The organism is Lentzea albida, from assembly GCF_900111005.1.
Taxonomy (GTDB): domain Bacteria; phylum Actinomycetota; class Actinomycetes; order Mycobacteriales; family Pseudonocardiaceae; genus Lentzea; species Lentzea albida.
The window spans coordinates 179,964-200,185 of record NZ_FOFV01000003.1 but is presented as its reverse complement, the minus strand read 5'-3'; the positions used below and the strand labels follow the sequence as shown (position 1 = coordinate 200,185).

Below are 20,222 nucleotides of genomic sequence, written 5' to 3'. Positions count from 1 at the left end.
CTGGTGGCATGGCGATCATCGAAGTGCGCGACCTCGGGAAGAGGTACGGGCCCCGCGTGGCGGTGGACTCCGTGTCGTTCGAGGTGGCCGAGGGGGAGATCTTCGGCGTGCTGGGGCCCAACGGGGCCGGCAAGACGACGACGGTCGAGTGCGTGTCGGGGCTGCGGAAGCCCGACTCCGGGAGCGTCGCGGTGCTGGGGGAGCGGCCTGCCGACGTGCGGGCGTCGATCGGTGTGCAGCTGCAGGCTTCCGAACTGCCGGAACGGATGCGGGTCGGCGAGGCGCTGGCGTTGTTCTCGTCGTTCTACCCGTCGCCAGCCGACTGGTCCGCGCGGCTGGGGCTCACCTCGCACCTGAAGGCGGAGTTCGGGCAGCTGTCCGGCGGCTTGAAGCAACGACTGGCGATCGCGCTGGCACTGGTCGGCTCGCCTCGCGTCGCCGTCCTCGACGAGCTGACGACGGGGCTCGATCCGCAGGCGCGGCGCGACACGTGGTCGGTGATCGAGGACGTGCGGGCGGCCGGCGTGACGATCCTGCTGGTCACGCACTTCATGGAGGAGGCCGAACGGCTCTGCGACCGGGTGGCGGTGTTCCGCGCGGGGCGGATCGTCGCGCTCGACACGCCTTCCGCTCTGGTGTCGCGTGTGGACGGTGCGACGCGGGTGCGGTTCGTGCCGTCGGAGCCGCTGGACGTGGCGTTGCTGGAGGCGTTGCCCGAAGTCACGTCGGTGTCCGCGGTGGGGGAGCAGCTCGTGGTCAGCGGGTCGGAGAACCTGCTGCACGCCGTGACGTCCCTGCTCGCGCGGCGGCAGGTCGTGGCGCGGCAGCTCCGCGTCGACCAGGTCTCGCTGGACGACGCCTACGTCGAACTCACCGGGGGTCGTGATGGTGCGGATCGTTGAGATCGAGGCGCGCTTGTTCCTGCGCGACCGGCTGAACTCGTTGTTCGCGGTGCTGTTCCCGTCGGTGCTGCTGCTGGTGCTGGGCGCGATTCCGGGGTTGCGGGAGCCCTTGCCGGAGCTCGGCGGTCAGCGGTTCATCGACACCTACATGTCCGCGCTGGTGGTGTTCACGCTGGCGTTCATCGGGTTGCAGCGCGTGCCGACCGTGGTGGCGTCGTACCGGGAGAAGGGCGTGCTGCGGCGGCTGTCGACGACACCCATGCACCCGGCGCGGCTGCTGGCCGGTCAGATGGTGGTCAACTTCGCCGCGGTGATCTTGTCGGTGCTGCTCCTTGTAGTCGTGGGGTACGTCGTTTTCGGCGTCGACCTGCCTCACCACCCCCTCGGCCTGGCGTGTGCCGTGGTGCTGGGAGGCGCGGGCACGTTCGCGCTGGGCCTGGTGATCGCCGCCCTGGCCCCGAACGCGCGGGCGGCCGGTGGCTGGGCGACGGTGGTGTTCATGCTGCTGATGTTCCTCGGTGGCGTGTACCTGCCGCGGTTCATGCTGCCCACGGCGATCCAGACGATCGGTTCGTACGCGCCTCCGGGTGTGGAGGCGCTGCAGCAGGCGTGGCTCGGCACCGCGCCGGACTGGAGGCATCTCGCGATCATGGGACTGGTGGGCCTCGTGGCGGGTACCGTCGCGGCCAGGACGTTCCGCTGGGAGTAGCTCGTGGACATGGCCGCGTTGGACAGGTGGGAGCGCAGGCTCGTCACGATCGCCCACGTGATCCCGTACTTCGTGCTGGTCGTGACGACGGTGCTGTACTCGATCTTCACCGCGCAGTCCGCACCGGAGCGCTGGTTCACCTACGGCGTCGTGGCGTTCGGCTTCGTGTGGATGATGTGGTGGTTCACGCTGCATCCCGCGTGGCACCGGCGCACGGACCTCATGGCGGTGTTCATCGCCGGCATGGTGGTGTTCTACGCGGTGCTCGGCATGCGCGAGCACTGGTTCGGCGCGGTGTCGTACGCGGTCTACGTCTACGCGAGCGAGGTCCTGCGCGGCCGTTGGATGTTCTTCGTCGTGGCGCTGACGGCAGGCCTGGCGACGCTGTCGTTGTTCGGCGGCTACCCGTCCGACGCCCCGGCGGCGTTCTGGTTGCTGATGCTCGTGTTCGTGGTGGTGGCGTGCACCTTCACGTACGTGGGCCACGTGACGACCGAACAGTCCCGGATGCGCAAGGAACTGCTGGAGGAGAACGAGGGCCTCCACGCCCAGTTGCTGGTGCAGGCGCACGAGGCGGGCGTGCAGGACGAACGCCACCGCATGGCGGGCGAGATCCACGACACGCTGGCCCAGGGCCTGGCGGGCATCATCACGCAACTGTCCGCGGCGTCCACTTCGGACTGGGAGCGCCGCGTCGCCGTGGCCACCGACCTGGCGCGGTCGAACCTGGCCGAGGCCCGCCGCTCCGTGCACGCCCTGCGCCCACCGGCGCTTGACTCGGCGGCGCTGCACGAGGCACTCGACGACGTCGCCTCGGGCTGGTCGAGGCACAACGGCGTCCCGGTCTCGGTCACGCTGACCGGAGCCGTGCGCGAGATGCACCCGGAGGTGGAGGTCGCGCTGCTGCGCACCGCCCAGGAGGCGCTGGCGAACGTGGCGAAGCACGCCTCGGCGTCGCGGGTGGGACTGACGCTGTCCTACATGGAGGACGTGGTGACGCTGGACGTGCGGGACGACGGGGTGGGCTTCGACCTGGCGCGGCCGTCCGACGGGTTCGGGTTGCCCGCGATGAGGCATCGGGTGCACCGGCTGTCGGGGGCGTTGTTCGTGGAGTCGGAGCCCGGGGCGGGGACGGCGATCTCGGCGCGGGTGCCCGCGTGAGGTGGGAGGGGCTTGGCTGGGGAGGGGCGGCCGGCGTGTGGAGTGAGGTGGCGTTTCGGGCGGCACCTGGTGTGGCGTCCGGCGGCCGGCCCGGCTGGTGAGCGGTGGGAGCGTGTGTGGACCAGGGGAGTGATGGCGTGAGTGGCGTGGTGTGCGGTGGGAGAGTGGCGGCGTGATCCGGCTCGTGATCGTCGACGACCACCCGGTCGTCCGCGACGGCCTGCGCGGCATGCTGTCCACCGGCGACTTCGAGGTCGTCGGCGAGGCCGCGTCCGGGGACGAGGCCGTCGCCGTGGTCACGGCCGTCTCGCCGGACGTGGTCCTGATGGACCTGCGCATGCCCGGTTCGGACGGCGTGTCCGCGATCGAACGGCTGCGCGGCCACCCGTGCCGCGTTCTGGTGCTCACCACGTACGACACCGACCGCGACGTGTTGCCCGCCATCAAGGCGGGCGCCACCGGGTACCTGTTGAAGGACACGCCGCGCGACGAGTTGCAGCGCGCGATCCGTGCGGCGCACTCGGGGGAGGCGGTGTTGTCGCCCGCGGTGGCCACGCGGTTGCTGGGGCAGGTGCGGGAACCTGCCTCGGAACCGTTGTCGGCCCGGGAGGTCGACGTGCTCGCGCTGGTGGCGAAGGGGACGACGAACCGGGCGGTGGCGGCGGCGCTCTTCATCAGCGAGGCGACGGTGAAGACGCACCTGCTGCACGTCTACGCGAAGCTGGGTGTGTCGGACCGGGCGGCGGCCGTCGCGGTGGCGTACGAGCGCGGGCTGCTCAAGCCGGGCGGTCGGTGAACCCGCGACCCCTCGACCCCGGGTGCGGGTTCACAGCTCGCGTCAGGCGCTCAGCGGCAGCAGCCAGCGCAGCTCGAACTCGAGGGCCTTGAAGAACGCGTCGGAGTACTCCCGCAGGTCGGGGTTCCGCAGGTGGCCGAGCAGGTCCGAGCCGTTCGACCAGCGCTCGTAGAACACGAAGACGCGCGGGTCGTCGAGTTCGGAGTGGACGACGTACTGCTCGCACCCCTTCTCCGCGTGCACCACGGGGATGGCCTCCTTCGCCAGCCGGTGGATGTGGTCGGGCTCGAAGCCCGGCCGCAGGCGGCCGACGGCGACGACGCTGACCGGCTCGGTCGAGGACAGGAACTCGGCAGGCGCCAGAGCGCCGTTGTCGGTGTTGCTCAAGACTTCTTCCTCCCAGAACGGCGTGGCTCCAGCGCCACGCAGGTCACTTCTGCTGTCCGCGCACGTTCGCCAGCATCCCGGCGGCCAGGTCGAGCATCTGGTCGACGTCGTCGGCGAGGAACATCAGGTCCACCAGGACGTGCCGGACCTCGGACTCCGCCTCCACGCGCCTGATCAGCTCGGCCACCTCCCGCACGACGGTGGCGGAGCGGACGGACGGGTAGATGCGCAGGATCACGTCCAACTCGTCCGGATCACGGCCGGCTTCGGCCGCCATGCCGCGGATCACCGCCCAGGGTTCGTTCACCGCCGCCTGGATGTCCGTGGCACGAGGCGGTACCAACGCCGGTAGCCAGCCGTCGGCGCGGCTCGCGACTCGTCGCATGGACGCGGGCGCGAACGCCGCCAGGTAGACCGGCGGGCGGCGCACCGGCTTCAGGGCGGCGCGGGTGGCGGGCAGTGTCCAGTGTTCGCCCCGGTACTCGGCGGGATCGGCGGTCCACAACTGGTCGAGCACGTCGAGGGTCTCGTCCAGGCGGGAGCCGCGCTCGGACATCGGCACGTTGACCGCCTCGAACTCGTCCGGCGACCAGCCGACCCCGAAGCCCGGCACCAGGCGTCCCCCGCTGAGCACGTCGAGCGAGGTGAGCATGCGACCGAGCAGCGCGGGCGGGTACCACGGCACGTTGAGGACGTTGCTGCCGACCAGCACTCGCTCCGTGGCCGTGGCGGCCACGCTCAGCAGCACGAACGGGTCCAGGACCGCGCGGAACTCGTCCGGGAACCTCTCGCCGCCGTTGTGGCCGATGGCGGGGTCGACCGGCGACAGCAACCGGTCGATCACCCAGAGGCTGTCCGCTCCCAGCTGTTCCACTTCGCGCGCGTACCTCGCCACCTGCGGCGCCTGCCAGGCGACACCCCCGGCTTGCGGCAGCGTGAATCCGATCTTCACATCACTCCCTGGGATCGACGCGGAACCTGATAGCGGCCTCCTGCGGGGGCGTCCACTTCGGACGGTCATCCGCACGAGGCCGCGATTGGCCTGAGGTCAGCGGTTCACCGAGTCGCGCACGTAGTCGCGCAACGTGCGCGGCGCGTGCCCGAGCAGCTTCGTCATGGTGTCCACCTCGGCCGGGTCGGTCGGGATGGCCGCCGAGCCGAGCAGCTCGAAGCTGCGGATCCAGTCCACGAGTTTCTGGCCGGACAGCCTCTTCGCGAACGCCTCACGCCACTGCGGGTCGTCCCCGGTGTAGCGGACCTCGCGACCGAGCTCCTCGGCCCAGATCCGCGCCGACTGCTCGCCGTTCAACGACTCCGGCCCGAGGAGCTGGTAGGAGCCGGGCGCGAAGCTGACGTCGGTGAGCGCGTTCGTGATCACCTCGGCCGCGTCGCGCAGGTCGATCCGGTTGACGCCGCCGGGGTGCAGCGGCGTCGGGAAGACGCCGACCTCGATGTCGGCGCGGAAGACCTCGTCGTTCTGGTCGAAGTTGGTGAGGCTGAACATCGCGGGCCGGGTGTCGGTGCTCGCGAGGAACGCGGCCAGCCGCAGCTTGCCGACGTACGCGGGGATCGCGCGCCCGGCCGCCTCACGCGCGTCGTCGTCCTCGATGTGGAAGCCGCCGAACGCCAGGCGGGCGCCCGCCCGCTGCGCCTCCTCGCCGAAGACCGTCGCGATGTCGATCTCGTTGGTCTCGTGCGGCGACACGTAGAACGCCGAGTCGACGCCTCGCAGCGCGATCTTCACGGCCTCGCGGTCGGCCAGGTCACCTTCGACGAGTTCGACCGTGTCGGGCAGGTTCGCCCGCTCCTTGTTGCGCACCAACGCGCGCACATCCACACCTCGGCGCACGGCCTCGTCCAGCACCAGCCCACCCACGGTGCCCGTCGCTCCGATGATCAGCGTCTTGGTCATGGTCCCCTCCGTTGACTCAAAGTCAGTGACTCTTAATCAATGGATACAGCTTCACTGACTTCGAGTCAATGAACTGTTAGCGTGGAGGCATGACCCGCGCCGCCAACGCCGCTGCCACCAGGGAGAAAGTCCTGGCCGCGGCACGAGAGCTGTTCATCACGTCGAAGTACGACGACGTCAAGGCAGCAGACATCGCACGCGCGGCCGGTGTCGCGCACGGCCTGGTGTTCCACCACTTCGGCAGCAAGCAGGGGCTCTACAGCGAGGTGCTGTGCGCCATCGGCCGCGAGGTGCTGGACCTGCACGTCAGCAACCCGGACGTGCCGCTGGGCGAACGGATCCGCCGCTCCCACGCGGCCCACCTGTCCTACCTCGTGGCACATCGCGAACTGGCGTTGAACCTGTTGCTGCAGCCCTGGGGCGCGGAGGAGCCGTTCGACGCGGTGCGGGACGACGGCAACCGGAAGCTGTGCGAGAACCTCGGCCTGGACTTCGACCGGCCGGCGGTGCGGGCCGTGCTGAGGATGTACACGACAGCGGCCGACCAGCTGGCGCGCGACTACTTGCTGAGCGAGCACCCGTTCGACGAGAACGTGGTCGTCGAGATGCTCATGACCGTGCTCGCGGGAGCGTTGCGAGCGGCGCGGGTCGCCGACCCGTCACTGGAGGTGGACCGGGTGGTCGAGGAGCTGGCGCGGCCGTAGCCGTGCCGGCCCGATCCGCGCGGGCGGCCGTGCGGGAACGCTGGACGATCCCCCGCGGCGGACCCGGTGCGTGCACCGGGTCCGCCGCCTGCGGCAACTCCCCCTTGCCTGTGGCACCCCCCGATGCCACTTCCCTCACCCCTCGCGATGAAGGAACTCCCGCCAGTCCCCCAGATACGAGATGTCCTGGATGTCACCCGATCGGAGCAACGGGTCGACCATCGCGTCCCGCAGGACGGTGGCCAGGGCGGCGCTGCCGTCCTCCAGTTCGATGACACCGATCTCCAGTTCGGCGGGCTCCGCGGGGACCAGGTGGTCCCGCAGGACCTTCAGCGGCAGGTCGTAGAGCTCACCCACGACCGAGGCCGAGCCCGACTCGTGCATCGCGGGGAACTTCCCCCGCACCGAGAAGTAGCGGTACCTGGCCGCACTGCGGGCCCGGCACACCATCGGCGTGCCCTGCAGTTGCGCGTGCAGCGGTCCGCCCCGCATGCCGCCGCCGTTGAGGAAGATCAGTGCCATGGCTCTCCAGGGTTCGGTGGATGGGCGTGGACAGCGAGGACAGGGGGAGGCCGGACCCGTCGTGGCGCACGGCCACGAGCTCGGCCGCGATCGACACGGCCGTTTCGGCGGCGCTGCGGCCGCCCAGGTCGAGACCGATGGGGGAACGCAGTCGCGCCAGTGACGCCTCCGGCACACCCTCGGAACGCAGGAGCGACAGCCGTTCGGCGTGGGTGCGACGGGAGCCCAGCGCGCCGACGAACGCCAGCGGGCGGGACAGGGCCTCGACGAGGACCGGGACGTCGAACTTCGGGTCGTGGGTCAGCACCACGACGGCGGTGGACGGGTCGGTGCGGGTGGACGCGAGGTAGCGGTGCGGCCAGTCGACGACGACGGAGTGTGCGGCGGGAAAGCGTTCGGAGGTGGCGAAAACGGGGCGTGCGTCGCACACGGTCACGTGGTAGCCGAGGAAACGGCCCATCTCGGCGACGGCGGCGGCGTGGTCGATGGCGCCGAACACCAGCAGGCGCGGTGGCGGCAGCCACGAGTCGGTGAACACGCGGCCCTCGGCCTCGAAGCGCACCGAGAGCGGGAATCCCTCCAGAGAGGCTGAGAGGGCCGCGCGCAACGGGAGAGAATCGCGCTGCACCAGCACGTCCAGCGAACCGCCGCAGGTGAGGCCGACCGCGAACGCCGTGTCGTCGGAGTAGCCGAACGACGCCAGAGCGGGGACACCGCTGGCAAGCACCTCGCACGCCAGGTCGTACACCTCACCCTCGACGCAGCCGCCGGACACGCTGCCGATCACCTCGCCGGAGGGGCCGACGGCCATCGCGGCGCCGACCGGGCGGGGCGCACTGCCGCGCACGGCCACCACCGAGGCGACCGCGAACCGGTCCCACGACAGCAAAGTCGAAGCCAGGTCGCGCATCGAACCCTCCCGAGGAAGGGGGCCCGGCCGGGTGGCCGCCCGGCCGGGCCCCGCGGATCACTTGCCGCTGATCAGGTCGACGCCGAAGTACACGGCGAACATCAGCGCTAGGCCGGTCATCAGCCAGCCGGGCCAGCGGCCCTTGCAGATGCGCAGCACGACGTAGGACACGAGGCCCGCGCCGATGCCGTTGGTGATCGAGTAGGTGAACGGGATGATGGACACGGTCAGGAACACGGGGATCGTGAAGTCCGTGTCCTGCCAGGGGATCCGGCGGATCTGGGTCATCATCAGGCCGCCGATCACCACCAGCGCCGGTGCCGCCGCCTGCGCGGGCACGACCGTCGCGAGCGGCGTGAAGAGCAGTGCCACCAGGAACAGTCCACCGGTCACCACCGAGGCCAGGCCGGTCCGGGCGCCTTCGCCAACGCCCGCGGCCGATTCCAGGAACACGGTGTTCGGGGCGGACCCCGTGACGCCACCGGCGATCGCGCCGGCGCCGTCGACCATGAGGATCCTGCCCATCCCCTCGACCTTGCCGTCCTTCTTCAGCCCCGCCTCGTCGGCGACCGACGTGATCGTGCCCATGGCGTCGAAGAACCCGGAGAGCACCAGCGTGAACAGGAAGATCGTCGCCGCGATCACGCCCGCCGACACGAAGCCGCCGAACAGGTCCACGCGTCCGAACAACCCGAAGTCCGGCGAGCTCACCACGGACGAGGGCAGCGACGGCGTCACGAGACCCCAGCCCTGCACGTCGAACACGGCGTTCACCACGATCGCGACGACGGTCGCCACCACGATGCTGATCAGCACGGCACCGGGCACGCCCCGCGCCAGCAGCACGATCATCAGCAGCAGACCGAGGCAGAAGACCGCGATCGGCCACCCGCTGAGGTGCCCGTCGACGCCCATGCGCACCGGCACGGTCGATCCCGCCGCGTCCGGCGTGCGGGTCACGAAGCCGGCGGAGACGAGTCCCACCAGGGCGATGTAGAGCCCGATGCCCACGGTGATAGCGATCTTCAACGGCTCCGGGATCGCGTTGATGATCCGCTCGCGGACTCCGGAGGCGGCCATGACCACGATGCAGACGCCTTCGAGCACCACGAGACCGAAGGCCTGCGCCCACGTCATCTCCGGCGCCATCTGGAACGCCACCACGCCGTTCACGCCGAGACCCGCCGCTATCGCGAGAGGTGCGTTGCCGACGAGTCCCATGAGGACGGTCATCACGCCGGCGGCCAGCGCCGTCGCTGTGGTGATCTCGGCGACGGTGAGCTTGGCGCCGGTGATGTCCGCGGACGCGCCGAGGATCAACGGGTTCAGCAGCACGATGTACGACATCGCGACGAACGTCGTGATGCCCCCGCGCACCTCACGGCCCAAAGAGCTGCCACGTTCGGTGATGCGGAAGAACTGGTCGAGGGCCGACGTCGGTTGTCGGCTCCGTAACTGGGTCATGGAGGACGGCCTTTCCCATGCCGGTGGGCGCGTTCCAACGCCGGAACGCGTTTAAGCGATGCGAGCTCCGGTCAGCACTGTGTTCGGTTTTGGGAGGCTTGTGGCCTAGTAGTCGATTCGAGTCGCGAGCGACATCCACGCTGTGAACGGGGCGTTGTCCTCGCCGGTGGAGATCTGGTGCACGGGCAGTGCCCAGTCATCGCGCGACTTGCTGAACAGCTCGTAGAACTCCCGGTCGTCGAACCCGGCCGCCGCCGCGTCGTGGCGGTCGGCGGCGTAGACGACCCTGTCGACCCGCGCCCACAGCGCGGCGGACAGGCACAGGGGACACGGCTCGCACGACGAGATGAGCGTGCAGCCGGTCAGTTTGAAGTCACCGAGGGCCTGGCAGGCCGCGCGGATCGCGACGACCTCGGCGTGGGCGGTGGGGTCGAGCGACGGCGTCACCTGGTTCACACCGGTGGCGATCACCTCGCCGTCGCGGACGATCATCGCGCCGAACGGGCCCCCTCCCGAGGCCACGTTCCGGGTGGCGAGGTCGATGGTGGCGAGCAGATGTGCGTTCACAGCAGGAAGCTCCAGAAACTCAGGTACCGGTGAGGTGTTCCGGGCGGACCGGGACGCGGGTGAGCGCCAGGCCGGTCGCCGCGCGGATCGCCGCCACGATCGCCGGGGTCGACGAAATGGTGGGCGGTTCGCCGACGCCGCGGATCCCGTACGGGGCGTGGGGGTCGGCGAGCTCGAGCACGTCGATGCTCATCGGCGGCATGTCGAGCACGGTGGGGATGAGGTAGTCGGTGAAGGACGGGTTGCGCACCTTGCCGCCGGAGGTCTGGATCTCCTCCATCACCGCGAGGCCGAGGCCCTGGGCGGAACCGCCCTGGATCTGGCCCACCACGGCCTGCGGGTTCAGCGCGCGGCCCACGTCCTGGGCGCAGTCCAGCGACACCACGCGCACCAGGCCGAGGTCGACGTCCACGTCGACGACGGCGCGGTGGGCGGCGAACCCGTACTGCACGTGCGCGTTGCCCTGCCCGGTCTCGGGGTCGATGGGCTCGGTCGCGCGGTGACGCCACTCGGTGACCTCGTCGATGACCTCGTCACCGATGTCCGTGCGACCGTCCAGACGCGCCTTCACCAGCGCGCAGGCGGCCTTCACGGCGCCACCGGTCACGTACGTCTGGCGCGAGGCCGAGGTCGAACCGCCGTTGCCGATCGTGGTGTCCATCGGCAGCACGGTGACGCGCTCGATGCCGAGTTCGGTGCGCACGATCTGCTGCATGATCGTCACCAGGCCCTGGCCGACCTCGCACGCGGCGGTGTGCACGGCGGCGGCCAGTTCGCCGTTGACCATCGAGACCCGGACGCGGGCGGTCGAGTAGTCGTCGTAGCCCTCGGAGAAGCAGATGTTCTTGATGCCGACCGCGTACCCGACACCCCGCACCACGCCTTCGCCGTGCGTGGTGTTCGAGACGCCACCGGGCAGTTCCCGGATGTCGGTGGACGTGCCGGCGGGCAACGGCTTGTCCTGCACCAGCTTCAGCAGCTGGGCGACGGGCGCGGCCGAGTCCACGACCTGGCCGGTCGGCATCACCGAGCCCTCGGTCATCGCGTTGCGGATCCGCACGTCGACCGGCGACATGCCCAGCGCCTCGGCCAGCTTGTCCATTTGGGACTCGTAGGCGAAACCCGCTTGCACAGCACCGAATCCGCGCATCGCGCCGCACGGCGGGTTGTTCGTGTAGACGCCGTACGCGTCGACCGTGACGTTGTCGACCTCGTACGGACCAACGCCCAGCGTCGCCGCGTTGGCCACCACAGCGGGCGTGGACGACGCGTACGCGCCACCGTCGAGGTACATCTTCGTCCGGACGTAGACGAGCTTGCCCGTGTGGTCGGCGCCGTGCTCGTAGTACAGCACGGCCGGGTGCCGGTGCACGTGCCCGTAGAACGACTCTTCGCGGTTGTAGACCATCTTCACGGGCTTGCCGGTGTGCAGTGCCAGCAGGCAGGCGTGGACCTGCATGGACAGGTCTTCGCGGCCACCGAACGCGCCGCCGACACCGGACAGCGTGAGCCGCACCTGCTCCTGCGGCAGCCCCAGCGCCGCCGCGATCTGGTCGCGGTCGACGTGCAGCCACTGCGTCGCGATGTAGAGGTCCACCGACCCGTCGGTGGCGGGCACCGCGAGCCCGGACTCCGGCCCGAGGAACGCCTGGTCCTGCATGCCGACCTCGTACCGCCCGGTCACCACGACGTCGGCCGTGACATCCTGCGAACCGCGGCGGATCGGCACGTGCCGGACCAGGTTCCCGCCGGGGTGCAACGGGGTGTCGTCGGCCGCCGTCTCCATGTCCACCACGGGTTCCAGCACGTCGTAGCTCACGACGATCTTCTTCATCGCCCGCAGCGCGGTCTCCGGGTGGTCGGCGCCGACGAGCGCGACCGGCTCGCCCTGGTAGCGCACGACGTCCACGGCCAGCACCGGCTGGTCCTTGTGCTCCAGCCCGTACAGGTTGCGGCCGGGCACGTCCGAGTGGGTCAGCACCGCGTACACGCCCGGCACCTTCAACGCCTCGGTGATGTCCACCGACGTGATGCGGGCGTACGGGTGCGGTGACCGCAGGGTCGCGCCCCAGATCATGTCCTCGTGCCACAGGTCGGACGCGTAGGCGAACTCACCGCGCACCTTCAGGTTGCCGTCCGGGCGCTGCGGTGACGTCCCGATGCCACCCGACACCGCGGACGTGAGCTCGGCGGGAGTGAGGGTCATCGCGCAGCCTCCTGGAGCTTGGCGCTGGCGGCGGAGAGGTCCCGCGCCAGGTCGTCGGTGGACGCGGTGAGCAGGACCCCGTCCCGCACCACGACCTCACCGCCCACGATCAACAGCTTCAACGGCGGGGGAGTGCCCAGCACGAGTGCCGCCACCGGGTCCGCGATCCCCGCGTAGTTCATCCCGGACAGGTCCCACACGGCGAGGTCGGCGACCTTGCCTGGCTCGATCGAGCCGAGCGAGTCCGCGCGGCCCAGCACCTGCGCGCCGCCCATCGTGCCCATCCACAACGCCTTGCGGGCGTCCAGCGCACCCGGACCGCCGCGCTGCCGTGCCTGGTAGAGCGCCGACCGCAGCTCGACGACCAGGCCACCGTCCTCATTGGACGCGGCACCGTCGACGCCGAGTCCCACGGGCGCGCCGGCGTCGAGCAGGTCGCGGACCGGCGCGATCCCGGTGCCCAGCCGCCCGTTGGACGTGGGGCAGTGCGCGGACCCGGTCCGGGTCGCTCCCAGCCTCTTCACCGCGCCGGAGTTCAGGTGCACGGTGTGCGCGAGCCACACGTCCGGGCCCAGCCAGCCGAGCTGCTCGGCGTACTCGGTCGGCGTGCAGCCGTTCTCCGCGAGGCACTGCTCCTCCTCGTCGAGGGTCTCGGCGAGGTGCGTGTGCAGCCGGACGCCGTGCCGGCGGGCGAGCGAGGCGGCCCCGGTCATCAGCTCCTTCGACACCGAGAACGGTGAGCACGGCCCGACGGCCACGCGCACCAGGGCGTCGTCCGCGGTCGAGTGGTGGTCGCCGATGGCCTGCTCGGTCGCGACCAGCGCGGCCTCGGTGTCCTCGACCAGGTTGTCCGGCGGGAGGCCACCGGAAGACTCGCCGCGGTCCATCGACCCGCGGATCGCCTCCAGCCGGATGCCGATCCGCCGCCCCGCCGACACCAGCGCGTCGAACACGTCGCCGCCGCCGGACGGGAAGACGTAGTGGTGGTCGGCGGCCAGCGTGCACCCCGTCAGCGCCAGCCGGGCAAGACCGGCGGACGCCGCCGCGTGCGTCACGGTGTCGTCCAGCCCGCGCCACACCGGGTACAGCGTCGTGAGCCACTCGAACAGCGTGGCGTCGGTCGCGAGGCCGCGCGTCGCCCACTGGTAGAGGTGGTGGTGGGTGTTGATCAGCCCCGGCGTGACCAGGCACGACGACGCGTCGACGTACGTGTGCGACTCGGAGGGCCGGGGTGCGGGACCCGAACTGACGGAGGAGATCCGCCCGTTCTCGATCACGACGTGCCCGGACGCGTGCTCGCTCCCGGCCTGGTCCACGGTGGACACCGCGCAGCGGTCGAGGACGATCATCGGCGCGACGCCGCCAGTCGCACGGCGTCCAGGATCTTCTCGTACCCGGTGCAACGGCACAGGTTCCCGGCGAGCGCCTCGCGGATCTCCGGGTCCGACGGGTTCGGCACGCGGTCCAGCAGGTCGTGCGCCTGCACGACCAGACCGGGAGTGCAGAAACCGCACTGCACCGCGCCCGCCTCGACGAACGCCTCCTGCACGGGGTCCAGCGCGTCCCCGTCGGCGAGCCCCTCGACCGTGCGCACCTCGCGGTCCTGCGCCTGCCCGGCCGCGACCAGGCACGCGCACACCGGCACGTCGTCCAGGTACACCGTGCACGACCCGCACTCGCCCTGCTCGCAGGCGTTCTTCGAGCCGGGCAGCCCGAGCCGCTCGCGCAGCACGAACAGCAGCGACTCGCCCTCCCACACGTCGTCGGCCTGGCGCTGCTCGCCGTTGACCGTCACGTTCACGCGCATGCCCGCTCCCCGTCCAGAAGTTCCTGCCAGGCCCAGCCCAGCGTCCTGCGTGCCATCACTGCCAAGGCGTGCTTGCGGTAGGCGGCCGACCCGCGCACGTCGTCGATCGGCGACGCGGCCCGCGACACCAGCTCGCCGAACTCGCGCTTCACCGAGTCGAGCAACGGCGCCGGGTTGCGGAAGTCCAGCGCCGAGGCCAGGAACTCCTCGGCCTCGGTGGCCCGCCGCGGCGTCGGGGCGGCCGACCCGACCGCCGCACCGACGCGGTTCTCCTGCGGGAACAGCGAGATCCCGAACGAGCACACCGCGATCACCATGGCGTTGCGCGTGCCGACCTTCGAGAACTGCTGTGGCCCCTTGGCAGGAGTGAGGTGGACCGCCACGATCAGTTCGTCCTGCTCCAGCGCGTTCCGCTTCACCCCCAGGTAGAACTCGGCGGCGGGGATCATCCGCGTGCCGCGCGTGGAGGCCACCTCGATGACCGCGTCCGACGCCAGCAGCACCGGGTGGGTGTCCCCCGCGGGGGAGGCGGCGCCGAGGTTGCCGCCGACCGTGCCGCGGTTGCGGATCTGCGGCGACCCGACCGTGCGGGAGGCCATGGCGAGACCCGGCAACTGCTCGCCCAGCTCGGTGATGATCCGCGCGTACGGCACGCCCGCGCCGATCCGCAGCCCGTCCGACCACTGCCGCAGCTCCGGAACGCGCGTCAGGTCGAGCAGGGCGGAGGGCCTGCGGTGGTCGTAGTTCAGCTCCACCATGACGTCCGTGCCGCCGGCGATCGGCACGGCGTCCGGCCTCGAAGCCTTCAGCTCCAACGCCTCGGCGAGCGTTTCCGGTCGAAGGAAGTCCATCGTCAGCTACCTCGGTAGGTGGAGTAGGCGAACGGCGAGAGCAGCAGCGGCACGTGGTAGTGCTGCGCCGGATCGGAGTAGTCGAACGTGAGCACGACCTCGGGGAAGAACGGTGCCGCCTCGGCCGTGTCGAACACCAGCCGGTACACCCCGGCTTCGAGGCCCTCACCCCATCCGGTGATCCGGCCGTCGGTGTTCGTCTCGGCGTTCGCCACCTCGGTCCCGTCGCGGCGCTGCAGCGACACGGCGATGCCCGCGAACGGCCTGCCTCGCGCCGCGTCCAGCACGTGCGTGGAGATCGTCACTCGCCCTCCCATCTGGTTGTGAGCCAGTACACAGAGACACGGCTGTGTTCCTCTACGGCAGAAGTACATGAATCGCCACGCCCCTGCATGACGAGGATTTGTGCTTTCCTACAAACACGAATGGACGAAAGTGACCTGTCATGTTGCTGCTGCGGACGTTGCTGCAGATGCCGGAACTGCGCCTGAGCCTGCACACCGGTGAGGACCAGCTCGACCGCACGGTCACGCGCGTGTACGGAACGGAGCTGCCCGACCCCAGCCGGTACCTGTCCGGCGGGGAGCTCGTGCTGTCCGGCCTGCTCTGGCACCACGGCCCGCAGGACTCCGAGACGTTCGTCCGCTCGCTCGCCTCGGCCCGCGTCGCCGGGCTGGCCGCGTCGGAGACCGAGGACCGCGCGCTGCCCACCGACCTGGTCGACGCCTGCGTTCGCCACCACGTGCCGTTGCTCGAAGTGCCCGTCGACCTCTCGTTCGCGACGATCACCGAACGCGTCTCGATGGAACTGGTCGGGCTCTCGCGCCACCGCCGTCTGCTCAACGTCGTCGCGGAGGGCTCCGGCCTGCCCGCACTGCTGCTCGCCGGCAGCCACGAGCTGGGCGCGTCGTGCTGGGTGCTGTCCACGGCCGGCCGGGTCGTCGCGGGCGGTGAGCTGCCCGACCGCATCGGGCTGGTGAAGGAGTTCCTGCAGGCCGACCGGCTGCCGAAGACGGTCAGGGGCGTCACGCTCGTGCCGGTGTCCGAGCGCGGCGGCAACCGGCTCACCAGCTGGGTCCTCGTCGTCGGCGGCCCGGTGCAGCAGGAGGCCGCCGCCGAGCTCGCGTCCCTGGTCGGACTGGAACGCCTCCGGGAAGCGCAGGGCCGCCAGATCGAGAACCGCACGGCCGCGCCCCTGGTCTCCGCCGTGCTGAACGGCTCGGCCGACCTGGAGTCGCGGCTCGCGGCCGCCGGTCTGGAGAGCGCCCGGCTGCGGGTGATCAGCGCGGTGACCTCCGACCAGCGCACCGACCTCGCCGCCGCAGTGCTGGAGGAGGCCCTGCCGCAGGCTCTCGTGACCCCGGTCGGCGACACCGTCTACGCGATCGGTAAGGCCGGCGACTCGATGCCCGACGACCTCCGCGAGGCGATGCGCGTGATGGAACCGGGCCTCGGCTCGTCCCGCGTGCTCGTCGGCATCAGCTCACCGGTCACGTCCCGGGGCCTGCGCGGTGCGGCGGAGGAGGCCACGCACGCGCGTCGGCTGGGCGAGCGCCGTGGCGGGCGCACGTGTGTGGTGGCGGGCGAGGAGATCGCACTGCACCAACTGCTGCTCGCGGGCGTTCCGGAGGAGTTGCGCACGTCGTTGCGTCGCCGGCTCCTCGGGCCGGTGCTGGACTACGACGCCGAGCACGGCTCGGACCTCGTGGGCACGTTGAAGGTCTTCCTGGACTGCTCCGGCTCGTGGACGGCGGCGGCCGCCAAGCTGCACGTCCACGTCAACACGTTGCGGTACCGGGTCGGTCGCGTGGAGGAGTTGCTCGGTACGGACCTCGCGGAGTTCGAGGCGCGCGTGGACCTCTTCCTCGCGTTGCAGGCGGGGTAGCTTGGCACCGTGTCCGAACATCGGCCGATCGAACAAATCGCGGCCGACCTTCGTCGCGTGCGGCGGGCACGGGCGTGCTTCGAGCCCGGTGCGTCGGCCGCCAAGAAGATCGGTGCTCGTCAGGCCTACGACGCGCTGCTCGTGCAGGCCTGCACGGCCCTGGGCGTCGAGCACCGGTTGCGCGCCCTGCCCGAGGGGATGGACCGCGAGGTCGAGCGGATCAGGGTCGAGGAGTGCCTTCGGCATCAGGGCTTGTCACTCTGATGGCTGATACCGCTTGGGCCTTCAGGCTGATGCCGGATCACCCCCGCGCTTCCTACCGTTCGGGGCATGAAGACCGCCGCCTTACTCGTGGGCCTGCTGCTGGCCGGAACAGCCGGTTGCGCGGCAGCGCCCAACATCCGCGTGGTGGTCGAGGGAACGGGCACGACCGACCGGCTCACCTACACGTTCCCCGGCGAGGAGGAACGCACCCTGCGCAACCCCGAGCTGCCGTTCGAGCGCATGGGCAAGCGCAAGGGCAGGGTCGTCGTCCGGCTCGAGGGCGTGCACGGCGAGCTCACGTGCAAGATCATCGTCAACGGCCGGCAGGTGCGGTCCTCGACGTCGAGGACCGGGGCCGCGCTCACGTGCGATCACTCGATGGCCGTCTGATGAAAGACGGGGAAAGCCCGTAACTTCGAGGTTTCGGGGAGGTGCGGGATGAGGGACGTTCTGGTGGCCGGCGCGACCGGGGGCATCAGGGGGCGCGACGACGTGCCGCCGCGGTTCCGCCCGCCCGCGCCGCCGCGGCACTTCGTCGGCAGGGACGCCGAGCTGGCGGGCATCCGGGCCGGGGTGACGGTGCTGCACGGCGCGAGTGGTGCGGGGAAGACCGCGCTGGCGTTGAAGTGGTTGCGGGACAGAGGTTCCGGGGCTCAGCTGTACGTCGACCTGGCGGCGCACGACCTGGGGCGCGTGCTGCGGGCGTTCGGGCTCGACGCCGATCCCGCCGACAAGCAGGCGGTCTTCCGCGGCCTCGTCACGCGCCGGCAGTTCACCCTGTTGCTGGACAACGCGGACTCCGCCGAGCAGGTGACGCCGCTGCTGCCCGCGTCGGGCACCGTGCTCGTCACGAGCCGGTCGAGGCTCGCTCTCCCGGGAGCACGGGAGATCGCCGTGGGACCGCTGCCCGACGACGGGCGGCTCGGGCCGTTGCTCGATCTGTCCTATGTGGAGCTCGGTGAACGGCAGGCGCGGCTCTACCGGTTGTGCGCGTGGGAACCCGGCGCGTTCGGCGTGCCCGTGGCGGCGGCGATCGCGGGCGAACCGGAGTGCGACGTGGAAGACGCGCTGGACGACCTGGTGGAGAAGTCGTTGCTGACCGAGGTCGGAGACGACGCGTTCCGGTTCCACGACCTCGTGCGTGCCCATGCGCGCGCGATGCGCTATCAATAGCTTCGCGCGTTTAACGCAACACGTCACGGTGAACGAACTTCCTTGCCAGTAAAGGGTTGTCCACACCGCCCGTCCCTTTCGGGGATCCGAATTGGTCCTATCCTTCGCGTCATGCCGAAGGATTTCCGGGCCACGACGCTCGAACGCGCCATCGGGCGGCAGCTGGCCGGGTGGCGCGCCGAGCGCGAGCTGAGCCTCACCGAGGCGGGCCAGCGCGTGGGCTTCAGCAGCGCCAAGCTGTCCATGATGGAGAACGCGGTGCAGCCGTCGGCGCCGGTCGACGTCATGGCGCTCGGGTACGTCTACAAGGTGCCGGTCGTGGAGTGGCAGGCCGTCGTCGCACGGGCGCAGCACGCGGAACGGGCGCGCAAGGGCGCCGGGCACCCGGTGAACTTCGACCCGGCGGCGGACTTCGCGAACCTGGTGTTCGAGGCGACGGTGCTGCGGGCGTTCACGCTCGACCTCGTCCCTGCGGTGTTCCAGCTCCCCGGTTACACCGACGCCGTGATGCAGACCGACGACCCGGTGCGCACGGCACGGCTCGCGATGGTGCGGGAGGCGTGGGCCACGCGCCTGCGGGACAAGGACCCGCTGACGGTGCAGGCGGTGTTCCCGGAGGCGGTGCTGCGGCAGGTGGTCGGCGGGCCGCGGGTGATGAAGGCGCAGCTGCTGCACCTGATGGAGGTGAGCGAGCACGAGACGGTGAGCGTGCGGGTGGTGCCGCGCGGCGCGGGCGCGTACCCGGCGATGGGGTCGCCGTTCACGCTGCTCGGGTTCGCGCACCGGCAGCACGACGACGTGGCGTACCTCGAGACGTTCGTGAAGGGCGAGTACGTCGAGGAGCCGGGGATGACCGAGCAGTGCGCGCAGCGGTTCGCCGGGCTGCGGGAGGTGGCGCTGGGGGAGGGCGAGTCGCTGGAACTCGTCGCCGAGGCCGCGGCCGAGCTGTGACGCGCCGCTGACCTGTGGAGATGTCGGAATCCTGAGAAAACTCCTGTTCGGCCGTCCTCTGGACGAGGATCGGGGACGCACCCAATCCGATTAGGAGGCGGCATGTACCGCAGATTCGGTGTCCTGCTCGTGGCGGTCCTGGGCGTCTCGCTCACCGCCGCGGCGCCGGCCACCGCAGGCGCGTCAGAGCAGTCCCGCGGCAAGCAGTTCCCGACGGAGTTCTCCCTGCCCAACGGGTGGCAGCCGGAAGGCATCGCGATCAGCGGCACGACGGCCTACTTCGGGTCGCGGGCCGACGGGTCGATCTACGCGGCGGACCTGCGCACCGGCACCGGCGAGGTGCTGGCCACCGGGCCGGGGACGCCGTCGCTCGGCCTGAAGGTCGACGACCGCAAGCGGCTGTGGGTCGCGGGTGGGACGGGCGGCGACGCACGGGTCTACGACACGCGTTCCGGGAAGCTGCTGGCGAAGTTCCAGTTCGCGACCGCGGACACGTTCGTCAACGACGTGGTGCTGACCGAGAAGTCGGCGTGGTTCACCGACTCGCGCAAGGCGGTGCTCTACGAGGTGCCGCTGAGCCTCAAGCCGCACCGCACGCTCGCGGTGACGGGTGATCTCGTCGTCACCCCCGGCGCCACGAACCTGAACGGGATCGTCACCGGGCTCGACGGCGGTCTGATCGTCGTGCAGAGCAACACCGGGAAGTTGTTCAGGATCGATCCCCGGAGTGGTGAATCGACCGAGATCAATTTGAACGGTCAAACACTCACCAATGGCGACGGCCTGTTGCGTGAGGGGCGTCAGTTGTACGTGGTGCAAAACAGGCTGAACAAAGTCGCGCGCTACACGTTGAGCCGTGACGGCGCGACGCTCGCGGCGGAACGCACGGATGCCCGCTTCGACGTGCCGACGACGGTCGCGGCGTTCGGCAAGCGCCTCTACCTGCCGAATGCCCGGTTCAGCACGCCTCCCACGCCGGAGACGACGTACACCGTCGTGGCGGTGGAGCGCCCCTAGGAAAACAGACGGTCGAACTAGCCCGTACGGGGGT

Annotated in this window: 22 protein-coding genes and 1 pseudogene; 11 read left to right on the top strand and 12 right to left on the bottom strand. The window is 70.6% G+C overall.

Annotated elements, in window-relative coordinates; all coding sequences use genetic code 11:
- Nucleotides 1-8 precede the first annotated feature (8 nt).
- The 4 genes from BMY74_RS09970 (at nucleotide 9) to BMY74_RS09955 (ending at nucleotide 3,568) form a co-directional block, all read left to right on the top strand.
- A complete protein-coding gene (locus tag BMY74_RS09970; protein ID WP_089913227.1) occupies nucleotides 9-902 on the top strand; it encodes an ABC transporter ATP-binding protein in 894 nt (297 codons plus the stop codon).
- A complete protein-coding gene (locus tag BMY74_RS09965; RefSeq protein WP_089913224.1) occupies nucleotides 886-1,611 on the top strand; it encodes an ABC transporter permease in 726 nt (241 codons plus the stop codon). The genes BMY74_RS09970 and BMY74_RS09965 overlap by 17 nt, the downstream gene beginning before the upstream one ends.
- 9 nt (nucleotides 1,612-1,620) lie before the next feature.
- Nucleotides 1,621-2,772 carry a sensor histidine kinase gene (locus BMY74_RS09960; protein WP_089914217.1) on the top strand — a complete coding sequence of 384 codons (1,152 nt, stop codon included), beginning with the start codon at nucleotides 1,621-1,623 and terminating at the stop codon, nucleotides 2,770-2,772.
- A gap of 172 nt (nucleotides 2,773-2,944) precedes the next feature.
- Nucleotides 2,945-3,568, top strand: coding sequence for a response regulator (locus BMY74_RS09955; RefSeq protein ID WP_089914214.1), 624 nt, complete (start codon nucleotides 2,945-2,947; stop codon nucleotides 3,566-3,568).
- Nucleotides 3,569-3,610: 42 nt separating this feature from the next.
- Here the strand turns inward: BMY74_RS09955 and BMY74_RS09950 are convergent, their stop codons facing one another.
- The 3 genes from BMY74_RS09950 to BMY74_RS09940 all read right to left on the bottom strand — a co-directional run bounded on the left by BMY74_RS09950 (nucleotide 3,611) and on the right by BMY74_RS09940 (nucleotide 5,867).
- Nucleotides 3,611-3,955, bottom strand: coding sequence for a putative quinol monooxygenase (locus BMY74_RS09950; RefSeq protein ID WP_177229663.1), 345 nt, complete (start codon nucleotides 3,953-3,955; stop codon nucleotides 3,611-3,613).
- 43 nt (nucleotides 3,956-3,998) lie between these two features.
- Nucleotides 3,999-4,907, bottom strand: coding sequence for a TIGR03619 family F420-dependent LLM class oxidoreductase (locus BMY74_RS09945; protein ID WP_089913218.1), 909 nt, complete (start codon nucleotides 4,905-4,907; stop codon nucleotides 3,999-4,001).
- Nucleotides 4,908-5,003: 96 nt separating this feature from the next.
- Nucleotides 5,004-5,867 carry an SDR family oxidoreductase gene (locus BMY74_RS09940; RefSeq protein ID WP_089913215.1) on the bottom strand — a complete coding sequence of 288 codons (864 nt, stop codon included), beginning with the start codon at nucleotides 5,865-5,867 and terminating at the stop codon, nucleotides 5,004-5,006.
- Between the two features lie 89 nt (nucleotides 5,868-5,956).
- Between BMY74_RS09940 and BMY74_RS09935 the strand changes: the two genes are divergently transcribed.
- Nucleotides 5,957-6,571, top strand: coding sequence for a TetR/AcrR family transcriptional regulator (locus BMY74_RS09935; protein WP_089913213.1), 615 nt, complete (start codon nucleotides 5,957-5,959; stop codon nucleotides 6,569-6,571).
- A gap of 135 nt (nucleotides 6,572-6,706) precedes the next feature.
- Here BMY74_RS09935 and BMY74_RS09930 read toward each other — a convergent pair whose 3' ends face one another.
- The 9 genes and pseudogenes from BMY74_RS09930 to uraH form a co-directional block, all read right to left on the bottom strand.
- On the bottom strand, nucleotides 6,707-7,063 hold the full coding sequence (locus BMY74_RS09930; protein WP_425434825.1) for an allophanate hydrolase-related protein: 357 nt from the start codon (nucleotides 7,061-7,063) through the stop codon (nucleotides 6,707-6,709).
- A 43-nt stretch (nucleotides 7,064-7,106) separates the two neighbouring features.
- Nucleotides 7,107-8,003, bottom strand: a pseudogene (locus BMY74_RS09925) (XdhC family protein); the annotation flags it as partial.
- A 57-nt stretch (nucleotides 8,004-8,060) separates the two neighbouring features.
- On the bottom strand, nucleotides 8,061-9,467 hold the full coding sequence (locus BMY74_RS09920; protein WP_089913205.1) for an NCS2 family permease: 1,407 nt from the start codon (nucleotides 9,465-9,467) through the stop codon (nucleotides 8,061-8,063).
- Nucleotides 9,468-9,572: 105 nt separating this feature from the next.
- Nucleotides 9,573-10,034, bottom strand: coding sequence for a nucleoside deaminase (locus tag BMY74_RS09915; RefSeq protein ID WP_177229662.1), 462 nt, complete (start codon nucleotides 10,032-10,034; stop codon nucleotides 9,573-9,575).
- Between the two features lie 19 nt (nucleotides 10,035-10,053).
- On the bottom strand, nucleotides 10,054-12,240 hold the full coding sequence (locus BMY74_RS09910; RefSeq protein WP_089913200.1) for a molybdopterin cofactor-binding domain-containing protein: 2,187 nt from the start codon (nucleotides 12,238-12,240) through the stop codon (nucleotides 10,054-10,056).
- Nucleotides 12,237-13,589 (bottom strand): 8-oxoguanine deaminase, encoded by a 1,353-nt coding sequence (locus BMY74_RS09905; protein ID WP_089913197.1) that lies wholly within the window; start codon nucleotides 13,587-13,589, stop codon nucleotides 12,237-12,239. The genes BMY74_RS09910 and BMY74_RS09905 overlap by 4 nt, the downstream gene beginning before the upstream one ends.
- The gene (locus BMY74_RS09900; protein WP_089913194.1) at nucleotides 13,586-14,047 is read right to left on the bottom strand and encodes a (2Fe-2S)-binding protein; all 462 of its coding nucleotides are present in this window, start codon (nucleotides 14,045-14,047) and stop codon (nucleotides 13,586-13,588) included. Before BMY74_RS09900 ends, BMY74_RS09905 begins: the two co-directional genes overlap by 4 nt.
- A complete protein-coding gene (locus BMY74_RS09895) occupies nucleotides 14,038-14,898 on the bottom strand; it encodes an FAD binding domain-containing protein (protein ID WP_089913191.1) in 861 nt (286 codons plus the stop codon). The genes BMY74_RS09900 and BMY74_RS09895 overlap by 10 nt, the downstream gene beginning before the upstream one ends.
- Nucleotides 14,899-14,900: 2 nt before the next feature.
- Nucleotides 14,901-15,215, bottom strand: a complete 315-nt coding sequence (uraH, locus tag BMY74_RS09890; protein ID WP_036015170.1) for a hydroxyisourate hydrolase — start codon at nucleotides 15,213-15,215, stop codon at nucleotides 14,901-14,903.
- Between the two features lie 128 nt (nucleotides 15,216-15,343).
- On the opposite strand from uraH, the gene BMY74_RS09885 reads away from it, so the two are divergent.
- The 6 genes from BMY74_RS09885 (at nucleotide 15,344) to BMY74_RS09860 (ending at nucleotide 20,188) form a co-directional block, all read left to right on the top strand.
- The gene (locus BMY74_RS09885; protein ID WP_089913188.1) at nucleotides 15,344-16,783 is read left to right on the top strand and encodes a PucR family transcriptional regulator; all 1,440 of its coding nucleotides are present in this window, start codon (nucleotides 15,344-15,346) and stop codon (nucleotides 16,781-16,783) included.
- A 9-nt stretch (nucleotides 16,784-16,792) separates the two neighbouring features.
- The gene (locus tag BMY74_RS09880) at nucleotides 16,793-17,047 is read left to right on the top strand and encodes a hypothetical protein (protein WP_143091512.1); all 255 of its coding nucleotides are present in this window, start codon (nucleotides 16,793-16,795) and stop codon (nucleotides 17,045-17,047) included.
- Between the two features lie 66 nt (nucleotides 17,048-17,113).
- Complete coding sequence (locus tag BMY74_RS09875; RefSeq protein WP_143091511.1) at nucleotides 17,114-17,437, top strand: hypothetical protein; 324 nt, start codon at nucleotides 17,114-17,116, stop codon at nucleotides 17,435-17,437.
- A 48-nt stretch (nucleotides 17,438-17,485) separates the two neighbouring features.
- Complete coding sequence (locus tag BMY74_RS09870; RefSeq protein WP_089913180.1) at nucleotides 17,486-18,220, top strand: hypothetical protein; 735 nt, start codon at nucleotides 17,486-17,488, stop codon at nucleotides 18,218-18,220.
- A gap of 111 nt (nucleotides 18,221-18,331) precedes the next feature.
- Nucleotides 18,332-19,171 carry a helix-turn-helix domain-containing protein gene (locus BMY74_RS09865; protein ID WP_089913177.1) on the top strand — a complete coding sequence of 280 codons (840 nt, stop codon included), beginning with the start codon at nucleotides 18,332-18,334 and terminating at the stop codon, nucleotides 19,169-19,171.
- Nucleotides 19,172-19,273: 102 nt separating this feature from the next.
- Complete coding sequence (locus BMY74_RS09860; protein WP_089913175.1) at nucleotides 19,274-20,188, top strand: NHL repeat-containing protein; 915 nt, start codon at nucleotides 19,274-19,276, stop codon at nucleotides 20,186-20,188.
- Nucleotides 20,189-20,222: the final 34 nt, after the last annotated feature.